Source organism: Streptococcus sp. 20925_1_22 (assembly GCF_041431685.1).
Lineage (GTDB): Bacteria > Bacillota > Bacilli > Lactobacillales > Streptococcaceae > Streptococcus.
The window spans coordinates 1-12,793 of sequence record NZ_JAPVYE010000003.1; the positions used below are offsets into that span (position 1 = coordinate 1).

At 43.0% G+C, this 12,793-nt stretch carries 9 protein-coding genes and 2 CRISPR repeat arrays (1 of these 11 cut by a window edge); of the genes, 8 read left to right on the top strand and 1 reads right to left on the bottom strand.

Annotation, left to right across the window (positions count from 1 at the left end; genetic code table 11):
- Positions 1–29: 29 nt before the first annotated feature.
- Positions 30–2,837: a CRISPR direct-repeat array (repeat unit 36 nt; unit sequence GTTTTAGAGCTGTGTTGTTTCGAATGGTTCCAAAAC).
- 33 nt (positions 2,838–2,870) lie between these two features.
- On the bottom strand, positions 2,871–4,244 hold the full coding sequence (gene mnmE, locus O3621_RS04460; RefSeq protein WP_111675750.1) for a tRNA uridine-5-carboxymethylaminomethyl(34) synthesis GTPase MnmE: 1,374 nt from the start codon (positions 4,242–4,244) through the stop codon (positions 2,871–2,873).
- Positions 4,245–4,420: 176 nt separating this feature from the next.
- Here mnmE and rpiA point away from each other — a divergent pair, with 176 nt between their 5' ends.
- The 8 genes from rpiA to cas2 all read left to right on the top strand — a co-directional run bounded on the left by rpiA (position 4,421) and on the right by cas2 (position 11,163).
- On the top strand, positions 4,421–5,098 hold the full coding sequence (gene rpiA / locus O3621_RS04465; protein WP_111675751.1) for a ribose-5-phosphate isomerase RpiA: 678 nt from the start codon (positions 4,421–4,423) through the stop codon (positions 5,096–5,098).
- Between the two features lie 13 nt (positions 5,099–5,111).
- On the top strand, positions 5,112–6,323 hold the full coding sequence (locus tag O3621_RS04470) for a phosphopentomutase (protein WP_111675752.1): 1,212 nt from the start codon (positions 5,112–5,114) through the stop codon (positions 6,321–6,323).
- Positions 6,324–6,351: 28 nt separating this feature from the next.
- Positions 6,352–7,164: a purine-nucleoside phosphorylase gene (locus O3621_RS04475; protein ID WP_371513770.1), complete on the top strand. Its 813-nt coding sequence runs from the start codon at positions 6,352–6,354 to the stop codon at positions 7,162–7,164.
- Positions 7,165–7,499: 335 nt separating this feature from the next.
- A complete protein-coding gene (deoD, locus tag O3621_RS04480; RefSeq protein WP_371513772.1) occupies positions 7,500–8,213 on the top strand; it encodes a purine-nucleoside phosphorylase in 714 nt (237 codons plus the stop codon).
- Positions 8,210–8,971 (top strand): hypothetical protein, encoded by a 762-nt coding sequence (locus O3621_RS04485; protein ID WP_125342458.1) that lies wholly within the window; start codon positions 8,210–8,212, stop codon positions 8,969–8,971. The genes deoD and O3621_RS04485 overlap by 4 nt, the downstream gene beginning before the upstream one ends.
- A gap of 11 nt (positions 8,972–8,982) precedes the next feature.
- Positions 8,983–9,720 (top strand): NAD-dependent protein deacylase, encoded by a 738-nt coding sequence (locus O3621_RS04490; RefSeq protein ID WP_101771382.1) that lies wholly within the window; start codon positions 8,983–8,985, stop codon positions 9,718–9,720.
- Positions 9,721–9,832: 112 nt separating this feature from the next.
- Positions 9,833–10,834 (top strand): CRISPR-associated endonuclease Cas1, encoded by a 1,002-nt coding sequence (gene cas1 / locus O3621_RS04495; protein WP_125338508.1) that lies wholly within the window; start codon positions 9,833–9,835, stop codon positions 10,832–10,834.
- A gap of 2 nt (positions 10,835–10,836) precedes the next feature.
- A complete protein-coding gene (cas2, locus tag O3621_RS04500; protein ID WP_048771728.1) occupies positions 10,837–11,163 on the top strand; it encodes a CRISPR-associated endonuclease Cas2 in 327 nt (108 codons plus the stop codon).
- 103 nt (positions 11,164–11,266) lie between these two features.
- A CRISPR array of direct repeats spans positions 11,267–12,793; the repeat unit is 37 nt; unit sequence GTAAGACACCCCAGTCACCTCGAGAGGGGACGGAAAC; it runs 1,242 nt beyond the window's last position.

Consider the following 12,793-nt stretch of genomic DNA (forward strand, 5'->3'; position numbering starts at 1 on the left):
TTTGACCTTGCCAAATTGGTTTAATTCTTGTTTTAGAGCTGTGTTGTTTCGAATGGTTCCAAAACCGCCGCACGACTGATTTCCTGAACCCTACAGTTTTAGAGCTGTGTTGTTTCGAATGGTTCCAAAACCTTTACTCTCTGGATATTCACGCCCACCGAGTTTTAGAGCTGTGTTGTTTCGAATGGTTCCAAAACTGGAACTCAAGGAAAAGTATGAACCTAGAAGTTTTAGAGCTGTGTTGTTTCGAATGGTTCCAAAACCTTGTTGGTGGATTTTTGGGAATCCTAGAGGTTTTAGAGCTGTGTTGTTTCGAATGGTTCCAAAACTGAAAAGATTGTAACTAATCTTAATACAAGGTTTTAGAGCTGTGTTGTTTCGAATGGTTCCAAAACTGGTTATGCTTACTTATATTACAAGCATTAGTTTTAGAGCTGTGTTGTTTCGAATGGTTCCAAAACTGGTAACTATGTGATAGATATTACAAGTAAGTTTTAGAGCTGTGTTGTTTCGAATGGTTCCAAAACATTAGTATTCGCTAGATAATCATAATAACTGTTTTAGAGCTGTGTTGTTTCGAATGGTTCCAAAACTGGTGTTTCCAAAGGTGTCTTGTTCGTTATGTTTTAGAGCTGTGTTGTTTCGAATGGTTCCAAAACATTATGAAATTAGAGAAAATGGATATGATAGTTTTAGAGCTGTGTTGTTTCGAATGGTTCCAAAACTGTAAGATATATGTAATACAAGTCCTTGAAGTTTTAGAGCTGTGTTGTTTCGAATGGTTCCAAAACTACTTCTTCATGAGATGTAATCTTAAGCAAGTTTTAGAGCTGTGTTGTTTCGAATGGTTCCAAAACATTAAATTCTATGCTTGGTCTTTCATCTCTGTTTTAGAGCTGTGTTGTTTCGAATGGTTCCAAAACTTATTAAAGAGCATATCGCCGATACGACTTGTTTTAGAGCTGTGTTGTTTCGAATGGTTCCAAAACTCTTCTTAATAGCTGATGCCATAGCGCTAAGTTTTAGAGCTGTGTTGTTTCGAATGGTTCCAAAACAACCAATCCTTCCGGAGCGGGTGGGGGGCTGTTTTAGAGCTGTGTTGTTTCGAATGGTTCCAAAACTGGGTTTGGGGTTGGGTGAAAGGAGGGGGCGTTTTAGAGCTGTGTTGTTTCGAATGGTTCCAAAACAGTGTTCAGTTATCTGTCAAAAAAGCCGATGTTTTAGAGCTGTGTTGTTTCGAATGGTTCCAAAACACGGTAACCCATTGGATGTATAAAAATTTAGTTTTAGAGCTGTGTTGTTTCGAATGGTTCCAAAACAGTGTTCAGTTATCTGTCAAAAAAGCCGATGTTTTAGAGCTGTGTTGTTTCGAATGGTTCCAAAACCAACTGCTTCAGCTCCCTCACCAAAGATTAGTTTTAGAGCTGTGTTGTTTCGAATGGTTCCAAAACCGCCCGTCATTGACACGCGAAACCAAATCAGTTTTAGAGCTGTGTTGTTTCGAATGGTTCCAAAACCGATCGGATGATTAAAAATTTGACGGATATGTTTTAGAGCTGTGTTGTTTCGAATGGTTCCAAAACTTTAGGCGGTATCGGAAGAAATACCAAATAGTTTTAGAGCTGTGTTGTTTCGAATGGTTCCAAAACAGCTTGACATCGACAGCCGCCGCGTAGCAGGTTTTAGAGCTGTGTTGTTTCGAATGGTTCCAAAACTATCAATGCGACAAAGCGTTCTGATCATCAGTTTTAGAGCTGTGTTGTTTCGAATGGTTCCAAAACTACCGGACGAGAAATTATCCTCAAACATTAGTTTTAGAGCTGTGTTGTTTCGAATGGTTCCAAAACTTCTTAAACATCTTTACTCCTTTGCATAGTGTTTTAGAGCTGTGTTGTTTCGAATGGTTCCAAAACTGGGGGCATAATTTGCAACTAGACGTGACTGTTTTAGAGCTGTGTTGTTTCGAATGGTTCCAAAACTTCACGGATACAGAAGTGCAGCACATCGCAGTTTTAGAGCTGTGTTGTTTCGAATGGTTCCAAAACCGCTTGCCGGTCTATATTTTTAGGACATCTGTTTTAGAGCTGTGTTGTTTCGAATGGTTCCAAAACCTAGCAAATAGTGTGTTAAACGTCAAGGAGGTTTTAGAGCTGTGTTGTTTCGAATGGTTCCAAAACCAAATTACATTGCTCCAACTGGTACAGAAGGTTTTAGAGCTGTGTTGTTTCGAATGGTTCCAAAACCGCGGCTAAACTTGGCTCAGGAGCTGTTGCGTTTTAGAGCTGTGTTGTTTCGAATGGTTCCAAAACCGGACGCCTTCTCGTTGTCTAGGCTCTTGCGTTTTAGAGCTGTGTTGTTTCGAATGGTTCCAAAACCTGCGTCAACACATCACGAGTAGGAGATTGGTTTTAGAGCTGTGTTGTTTCGAATGGTTCCAAAACTCAATCAATATCGTAAATGAGGAAGGTGATGTTTTAGAGCTGTGTTGTTTCGAATGGTTCCAAAACTAAACTTGCAGATCTTGAGAAGAAACTTTAGTTTTAGAGCTGTGTTGTTTCGAATGGTTCCAAAACTTTAGCATTAAACGCAAATCAAGTCAATGAGTTTTAGAGCTGTGTTGTTTCGAATGGTTCCAAAACATTTCTTGCCTTTTTTTTCAACGACTTCGTGTTTTAGAGCTGTGTTGTTTCGAATGGTTCCAAAACAAGGTCGCAGAGCGTTTTAAACGGTTGAGCGTTTTAGAGCTGTGTTGTTTCGAATGGTTCCAAAACAGCTTCTTTTTCAAGAATTTTTTCAACCTCGTTTTAGAGCTGTGTTGTTTTGTTTTTATTCATCATAAAAAGGACTGAGTATATCAGTCCTTTTGTTCTCTACTTCCCTAAGCAGAATTGGCTGAAGAGTTGGGTGATAAGCTCGTCTGGTGCGGCGTCACCAGTGATTTCGCCGAGAATTTCCCAAGTGCGGGTCATATCGACTTGGAGAAGATCTACCGGCATCCCCATGTCCAAGCCTTGGTTGACGGCTTGCAGGCTTTCCAGAGCTTTTTCAATCAAGGAGATATGGCGGGCGTTGGACAGGTAGGTAGCGTCTTGTTCGACGATACCAGCATTTTCAAAGAAGAGCTGATTGATGCGTTCTTCAATTTTATCAATATTTTGGTTGTGGAGGACAGAAATCTTAATGACATCAGTAGGGAGCTGATCAAGCTCAATCTTTTCTTCTAGGTCAGTCTTGTTAAGCAGGACGATTCGATTGCTATCTTGACTGATTTCGAGCAATTGTCTGTCCTGATCTGTCAAAGGCTCACTGGCATTAAGAACTAAGAGGACCAAGTCGGCTTCCTGCAGAGCTTTTTTAGAGCGCTCAACTCCAATTTGCTCCACAAGGTCATCGGTTTCCCGAATGCCTGCGGTATCGATGAGCTTGAGCGGCACACCCTTGATATTGACATACTCCTCAATCACATCACGGGTCGTACCCTCGATATCAGTCACAATGGCCTTGTCCTCACGCAGAAGATTGTTGAGTAGGCTGGACTTGCCAACGTTTGGTCTGCCGATGATAGCAGTGGAAATGCCTTCGCGTAAAATCTTACCTCGTCGTGCAGTATTGAGGAGATTGCTCAGCAGAGCCTCAAACTCAGCCGTTTTTTCTCGCATAAGCTGGGTCGTCATCTCTTCCACGTCGTCGTACTCGGGATAGTCGATGTTGACCTCGACCTGAGCCAGTGTGTTGAGAATTTCCTTACGGGTATTGTTGATAAGGTTGGAGAGGGAGCCATCTAGCTGCTTGACAGCGTTGTTCATTGCTTTATCGGTTTTGGCGCGGATGATGTCCATGACAGCCTCAGCCTGAGTCAAATCCACACGCCCGTTGAGAAAGGCCCGCTTGGTAAACTCGCCAGGCTCAGCCATTCTCGCACCTTCGCGGATAGCCAGCTGTAGGATTTCATTCGTGACCGCAATCCCACCGTGGGTATTTATCTCAATGATATCCTCGCGCGTGAAGGTCTTGGGAGAGCGCATAGCACCAACCATAACCTCGTCTAGAATTTCCTGTTTTTGAGGGTCAACGATATGACCGTAGTTGAGTGTGTGACTTTCCACTTCGCTCAGATTTTTCCCTTTGAAGATTTTTTGGGCAATAGCAAAGCTGTCAGTCCCGCTTAGTCTGACGATACCGATGGCTCCTTCGCCAAGAGGTGTAGAAATCGCAGCGATTGTATCAAATTCTCTGGTAATCATACAGTATTTTTCCTTGTGTTTAAAATCAATTAATCTAATTGTAACGCAAAAATCAAGGAGGAGCAAGGCTTTCGATTATCAAGTGGAAGGAATGAAATTTAAGTCTGGTAAAGAAAACACTTTCATGTTAGTGAGAATCATGTTATAATAAAAGTAGTGTGATTTGAGGAGGTGCTATGGAAAATCTAAAGAAACTGGCAGGAATCAAGGCTGCTGAATTTGTCCAAAGCGGGATGATAGTTGGTCTCGGGACGGGTTCGACCGCTTATTATTTTGTCGAAGAGATTGGCCGTCGTATAAAAGAAGAAGGACTGAAGATTACAGCTGTGACGACTTCCAGTGTCACTAGCAAACAGGCGGAAGGTTTAGGTATTCCGCTCAAATCCATTGATGAAGTTGACTTTGTTGATGTGACAGTTGATGGAGCTGATGAGGTTGACGCCACTTTTAACGGTATCAAGGGCGGTGGTGGCGCACTTCTCATGGAGAAAGTCGTAGCGGTGCCTACAAAGCACTATATCTGGGTAGTCGATGAGAGCAAGATGGTCGAGAAGTTAGGTGCCTTCAAGCTACCAGTAGAAGTTGTTCAGTACGGTGCTGAACAGCTCTTTCGTCGCTTTGAGAGTGCGGGCTATAAGCCGGCATTTCGTCAGCAGGACGACCAGCGTTTTATCACAGACATGCAGAATTTTATTATTGACTTAGATTTAGGTGTGATTGAAAATCCAGTTGAGTTTGCACAAGGACTTGATCATGTTGTGGGAGTAGTGGAGCATGGATTGTTTAATCAAATGGTAGACAAGGTCATTGTTGCTGGAAAATCGGGTCTCCAAGTTTTAGAGGCCAATAAATAGAAAGAGGTATTTTATGCCAAAATTTAATCGTATTCACTTGGTAGTCATGGACTCAGTTGGTATCGGTGCTGCTCCAGATGCCAATAACTTTGTCAATGCAGGGGTACCAGATGGTGCTTCAGATACTCTGGGACATATTTCCAAAACGGTAGGACTGAATGTGCCAAATATGGCTAAGATCGGTCTAGGAAATATCGAGCGTCCTACTCCTTTGAAGACAGTTCCTCAAGAAGAAAATCCTAGCGGCTACTATACCAAGCTGGAAGAAGTATCGCTTGGAAAAGACACGATGACAGGGCACTGGGAAATCATGGGTCTCAATATTACTGAGCCTTTTGATACTTTCTGGAATGGCTTCCCAGAAGAAATCCTGACTCAGATTGAAGAGTTTTCTGGTCGCAAGGTCATTCGTGAGGCTAACAAGCCATACTCTGGTACAGCAGTTATTGATGACTTTGGTCCTCGTCAGATGGAAACAGGCGAGCTGATTATCTACACCTCAGCTGACCCAGTATTGCAAATTGCGGCACACGAAGAAGTAATTCCTTTGGAAGAGCTCTATCGTATCTGTGAATTCGCCCGCTCTATTACCTTGGAACGTCCTGCGCTTCTGGGACGTATCATCGCTCGTCCTTATGTAGGTGAGCCAGGTAACTTCACTCGTACAGCAAATCGTCACGACTATGCCGTATCTCCGTTCAATCCAACTGTACTTGACAAGCTCAATGAAGCCGGAATTGATACTTATTCTGTTGGTAAGATAAATGACATCTTTAACGGTGCTGGAATCAATCATGACATGGGACACAATAAGTCTAACAATCATGGTGTAGATACATTGGTCAAAGCCTTGAAAGATGAAAACTTCAAAGAAGGTTTCTCATTTACTAACCTAGTAGACTTTGATGCTCTTTATGGTCACCGCCGTGATCCACATGGCTACCGTGACTGCTTGGAAGAGTTTGATGCTCGCATCCCAGAAATTATAGAAAACATGCGTGAAGATGACTTGCTCATGATTACTGCTGACCATGGTAATGATCCGACCTATGCCGGAACGGACCACACTCGTGAGTTCATTCCGCTCTTGGTCTTCGGAAAATCGCTGAGCGGTCATGGTCATATTCCTGTCGGACACTTTGCAGATATCTCAGCTACCGTTGCTGAAAACTTCGGAGTGGACAAGGCTATGATTGGTGAAAGCTTCTTGGACAAATTGGTATAAGCATAATAAGAGAGTGAGGAAAATATTTATGACAAGCTTATCAGAAAAAATCAAAGCAACAGCAGTCTTCTTAAAAGAAAAAGGTATGACAGAACCTGAATTTGGTCTGATCTTGGGATCTGGTTTGGGAGAATTGGCTTCTGAAATCGAAAATGCCGTTAGTCTTGACTATGCGGATATTCCAAACTGGGGCCGCTCAACCGTTGTTGGGCACGCTGGTAAATTAGTCTATGGAGACTTGGCAGGACGGAAAGTCTTGGCGCTGCAAGGCCGTTTCCACTTCTATGAAGGAAATCCTTTAGAAATCGTTACTTTCCCAGTGCGTGTGATGAAGGCTCTTGGTGCGACAGGTGTCATTGTGACCAATGCTGCTGGCGGTATTGGCTATGGCCCTGGTACACTGATGGCCATCACTGACCACATCAATATGACTGGTCAAAATCCTTTGATTGGTGAAAACTTGGATGAATTTGGTCCACGTTTCCCTGATATGTCTAAATCTTACACTCCAGAATACCGTGCCGTCGCTCATAAAGTTGCTGATAAGCTTGGTATCAAGCTGGATGAGGGTGTCTATATCGGTGTAACTGGACCAACTTATGAAACACCTGCAGAAATCCGTGCTTATAAGACGCTTGGAGCGGATGCAGTCGGCATGTCTACTGTTCCTGAAGTGATTGTAGCAGCACATTCTGGTTTGAAAGTCCTTGGAATTTCATGCATTACAAACTTTGCTGCTGGTTTCCAAGAAGAGCTTAATCATGAGGAAGTGGTTGGAGTAACAGAACGTGTCAAGGGTGATTTCAAACGACTGCTTAAAGAAACGCTTGCTGAATTGTAAAAAAATGTTGAAAGGCGTAGTGTCTGGGTTGGTAATTTAATCCGGAACAGCCTTTCTATCTAGCCGATAAAATCATTAAACTAAAGAAAGGTAGAGTGAGTTGTTCAGATTTGAACACGAGCGAAAAACTATCTTTCAAATAAATACAGAAAGGAAGGGCGTCTGAGTTTGAATTGAACTCGGGTTAGTCTTTCTATGGAATATTAAAATTAAGAAAGAAAGGAATTGAACCCACCCTAAAAGCGGTGGGAAAAAGATAGTTGGTCTTGCGAGCATCGCTCACTGCGGCCATCTCCTATTTTCCCTTTGCTTTTGACGGGTTTGGTATCTTAACTATGTCTATTCATATTGCTGCTAAGCAAGGCGAGATTGCTGATAAAATTCTTCTTCCGGGGGATCCGCTTCGGGCTAAGTTTATTGCGGAGAATTTCCTAGAAGATGCTGTTTGCTTCAATGAAGTCCGTAACATGTTTGGTTATACAGGTACTTACAAAGGCAAGCGTGTTTCTGTTATGGGGACAGGGATGGGAATGCCCTCAATCTCTATCTACGCGCGTGAGCTGATTGTTGACTATGGTGTGAAAAAGCTGATTCGTGTTGGAACAGCGGGCTCGCTGAATGCTGATGTCCATGTCCGTGAATTGGTTTTGGCTCAGGCGGCTGCAACCAACTCCAACATTATCCGCAATGACTGGCCACAGTATGATTTCCCACAAATCGCTAGCTTTGATTTGTTAGATAAGGCCTACCATATCGCCAAAGATCTCGGTATGACGACGCACGTTGGGAACGTTTTGTCATCTGATGTCTTTTATTCAAACTACTTTGAAAAGAACATCGAGCTTGGTAAGTGGGGCGTTAAGGCAGTGGAAATGGAAGCGGCTGCTCTTTACTACTTGGCAGCTCAACACCATGTGGACGCTCTTGCTATCATGACCATTTCTGATAGCTTGGTCAATCCTGAAGAGGATACGACAGCTGAAGAACGCCAAAATACCTTTACCGATATGATGAAGGTTGGTTTGGAAACCTTGATTGCAGAAGCATGAAAGTAGATGTCAAAGAAGCTCTTCTCTTTGCTATTTCCCGCTATGACTATGCTTATGCGTATAAGCTGGCTGAGCGAGCAGGAAGCAGTGTCCAGTCTGACTTGCTCCTTCTTCTTGAGGCCTTAGCGGAGCGAAGAGAGCTCAATATCCAATCTATGATGAATCTAAAGTTGGAAATCACTGGGTCTGACCTAGCTGATTTTCAGCTTTTTTACCATGAAAATGAAGCGGATGAGCAGCTGGTCAATTACCTTTATGACCTTGAAGCCAAGCTGAGAAATGAGCAGCTGATTGACTTTATCCGAGCTGTTAGTCCAGCTATTTATCGGATTTTTATGCGGCTGATTCGCATGCAAATACCGGACATTGACTGCTATATTTATAATTCGCGAGGGGCTAGTTACGACCGTTGGAAGTTTGAAAAGATGCGAAATTCTGACAATCCTGTCCTGCAAAATTTTCATTCGGAAAGCACGGTCAATTCTTCTAGTTTGACGGAGCTGATTTTGCAGTTGGCTTTGTCCGAATCTGTCAAAGAATCGGCACAGCAGCTAAGAGAGTTAGAAAAGTCAGTCCGCAATCCGTTGGCTCATCTTATCAAGCCTTTTGATGAGGAAGAATTGCACAGGACGACAGGTTTCTCATCTCAGCACTTTATGGAGCTTCTGATTGATTTGGCGCAGGAGACGGGCATAGTTTTTCAGAGGGAACCTTTTTACTTTGACCGAGCGAATGCGGTCATAGAAAGTCTCTTATAAGGAGTAGCAGGATGGATAAGATTGCAAGGCTGCAAGAATTAATAGACCAAAGTCAGAATATCGTCTTTTTTGGTGGCGCGGGGGTTTCGACGGAGTCCAATATTCCAGACTTTCGCAGTTCAGATGGGATATATAGCGTCAAGCTAGGACAGCATTTTACAGCAGAGCAGTTGGTTTCTCACACTATGTTTGAGCGCTATCCGCAGGAGTTTTTTGACTTTTACAAGAAGTACCTGCTCTATCCGGATGCTAAGCCCAATGCTGCTCATGTCTACTTGGCAGACTTGGAGAAGACGGGCAAGCTCAAGGCTGTGGTAACTCAAAACATCGATAGTTTGCATGAAATGGCCGGTTCGAAAAAGATGCTCAAGCTACATGGCAGTGCGGATAGAAATTACTGTCTGAATTGTCAGCGATTCTATGATTTGGATGGCTTTCTGGCTCTGCAGGGTACCATTCCTCACTGCCTTGACTGTGGCGGTATTGTCAAGCCAGATGTGACCCTCTATGAAGAACCTCTAGATATGGAAGTTTTCCAGCAGGCAGCTCAAGCTATCCATCAAGCAGACCTACTGATAATCGGCGGCACGTCCTTAGTCGTCTATCCCGCAGCCAGCCTCATCCAGTATTTTGCAGGTAAGCATTTGGTTGTCATCAACAAGACCAGCATCCCTCAAGACAGCCAGGCAGATCTAGTCATTGAGGGTAAGATAGGAGAAGTGTTGGGGAAATTGAGAAGAGATGACTAGAATCTATTTCTAAAAATAAGAAAGAAAAGACTCTTGTAGATTTTGCAAGGGTTTTTATTGACAACTTAAAATAGGTATATTAAAATATTAAATAAAAAGAAGGTGTTTTAATATGGCCGATTTGTATATTCAGAACTCTTCATACAGTTTATCAATTAGTGATCGTAAGTTAATGATAAAGAACCAAGAACGCACTATGCTCAAGGCTATTTCATTAGGTCTAATTGATAACATTCTTATATTTGGTAATTCTCAGTTATCAACACAATTGCTGAAATCTTTATCTCGCCATGGGATTCCAGTCTTCTATTTTTCTAGCAAGGGTGAGTTTTTATTTTCGATGGATTCTTTTAAGGAAGCGGACTATGAAAAGCAGAGAGAGCAGGCCCAAGCTTCTTTTGATAAAAGTTTCTGTCTGAAGATGTCGCAGAGGATAGCTTCGGCAAAAATCATGAATCAATTAAATCTGCTAAAAGCATACGATGAGCAAGGGCTATTTGACGAAGAGGATTTTAAACGTTTTAAATCTGCTTGTGAGAGCCTTGAATCTGCCAAAAGCATATCAGAAATTATGGGGATTGAAGGCAGAATTGCTAAATCTTATTTCTACTATCTAAATCTACTGGTAGAAGAAGATTTTCAGTTTTATTGTCGCAATAGGAGGCCATCCTTAGATCGTTTTAATGCGCTGCTAAATTTTGGGTATTCAATTTTGTATTCCTGTTTTATTGGCTTGATTCGGAAAAATGGTCTTAGTGCAGGCTTTGGAGTTACCCATCAGCCACATACCCATCATGCAGTACTAGCCAGCGACCTAATGGAAGAGTGGCGGCCAGTCATCGTAGATGATACTGTGATGAGTCTGATTAAGCATGGTGATATTAGGGGGGAGCATTTTGAGAAGATGGGGGATGAAATGCATTTGACTTCGGAAGGGATTGAAGTATTTTCTCGAGCTATGAGGGAGCGCATCTTAGAAATCCATCATTATGTCGAATTGGATAAGAATCGCTACACTTTTTTGTACATGGCAGATCAGCAAGTCAAGTCTTTGATTCGATGTTTTAAGTCAAGGAATGCTGAGGACTATATCAGCAGTTATACGGGAGAGTGAAGATGACTTTTTATAATCTTGATAGTGTCAGCAAGGAATTTGCCAGGAAGAAAACAAAGTTTTGTCTGGTTATTTATGATATCGTAAGTAATAAAAGGCGTTTAAAACTAGCCAAGCTTTTGGAAGGCTATGGTACAAGGGTTCAGCGTTCTTGCTTCGAAGTCGATATAGAAAAGCTGAATTTTGAACTTTTGATAAAAGATATAAGAGACTTTTATCAAGCCGATGAAGGAGACAATATCATCGTATATGTCGGGCATAAAGAAGAAACTGTAGTCTTTAATCCCTATGCTGGCGCTGAGTTGCTGGAAGAGATATTATTCTTTTAATCTTTAAATTTTGTTGGCTTCATGGTATAATAAGGATAAGTTCCAACTGGGATGTCAAACTAGATCTAGTGGTTCGACGCGAAGACCCTATACAAGATATGGGGTAAGACACCCCAGTCACCTCGAGAGGGGACGGAAACCATATACAAGATCTAAATTTCCGTATAAGCATCGACGGTAAGACACCCCAGTCACCTCGAGAGGGGACGGAAACCGGCAGCTTCGTGTGCTTCTAATAGTTCTTCATACGAGTAAGACACCCCAGTCACCTCGAGAGGGGACGGAAACCTATGCCGGTTACCGTCTCTACAAATGGTATAAGGAAGAAGTAAGACACCCCAGTCACCTCGAGAGGGGACGGAAACATATACACCACCTTGTTTTAAGTCTATAAAGCTATCAGTAAGACACCCCAGTCACCTCGAGAGGGGACGGAAACTATCAGCATCAGCATACTTACGATCCTTAATATTGGTAAGACACCCCAGTCACCTCGAGAGGGGACGGAAACAAAACAACAGAATTTGAAAATAGTTCAATGTTTAGTAAGACACCCCAGTCACCTCGAGAGGGGACGGAAACGAGCCTTCTACATACTCATTATTATCGTCCCAAGTGGTAAGACACCCCAGTCACCTCGAGAGGGGACGGAAACGGATGTTGCAGAAACACTTAAAGGTAATGTTGGTAAGTTGTAAGACACCCCAGTCACCTCGAGAGGGGACGGAAACCAGACTGTCTATGTGTTGACAGATGATTTGCGTCAGGTAAGACACCCCAGTCACCTCGAGAGGGGACGGAAACGCACCCTTAACCAATTTCTCAGTTAAGTATTCCATTTGTAAGACACCCCAGTCACCTCGAGAGGGGACGGAAACGCAAATGGGATAGTGGTATTGTCAACTTCAATTCTGTAAGACACCCCAGTCACCTCGAGAGGGGACGGAAACTTGCTCATCTGATAGTTTTACAGTATATAGCATAAGTGGTAAGACACCCCAGTCACCTCGAGAGGGGACGGAAACACATGCGTTGCCTTTCCTTTCTGTTAAGATTGTTGATTGTAAGACACCCCAGTCACCTCGAAAGGGGACGGAAACACAGTATTGTTGTGACCATTCAATAACTTTTTCGTGAGTGTAAGAACCCCCATTCACCTCGAGAGGGGACGGAAACTTGTTTCTGCGAACAAGAGGGGTAAACCGACCGATATGGTAAGAAACCCCAGTTACCTCGAGAGGGGGCGGAAACAAATAGGTCTTAGTCTCATAGACATAGTGAGCAAGCTTGTAAGCCCCCCCAGTCTCCTTGAGAGGGAACGGAAAAGCCAGGAAGTCTTCAGACACTTCAACTTTGTCTTGGTAAGACCCCTCAGTCTCCTCGGGAGGGTACGGAAACCTAGCAGTTTTCTTCGCCCTCTTTACTCTCAATCGGTCAGAACCCCCATTCACCTCGGAAGGGTACGGAAAACTAGTAACGCCAATAAGGACAGGAACAGCAACGTCTTTGTAAGAAACCCCAGTCAGCTCGATAGGGTACGGGAACTAAGTCCTAATTGAAATACGCCGTGTTCGTCTTTGTGTAAGAACTCCATTCATCTCGCGAGGGTACGGAAACGGAGGTTTTACGT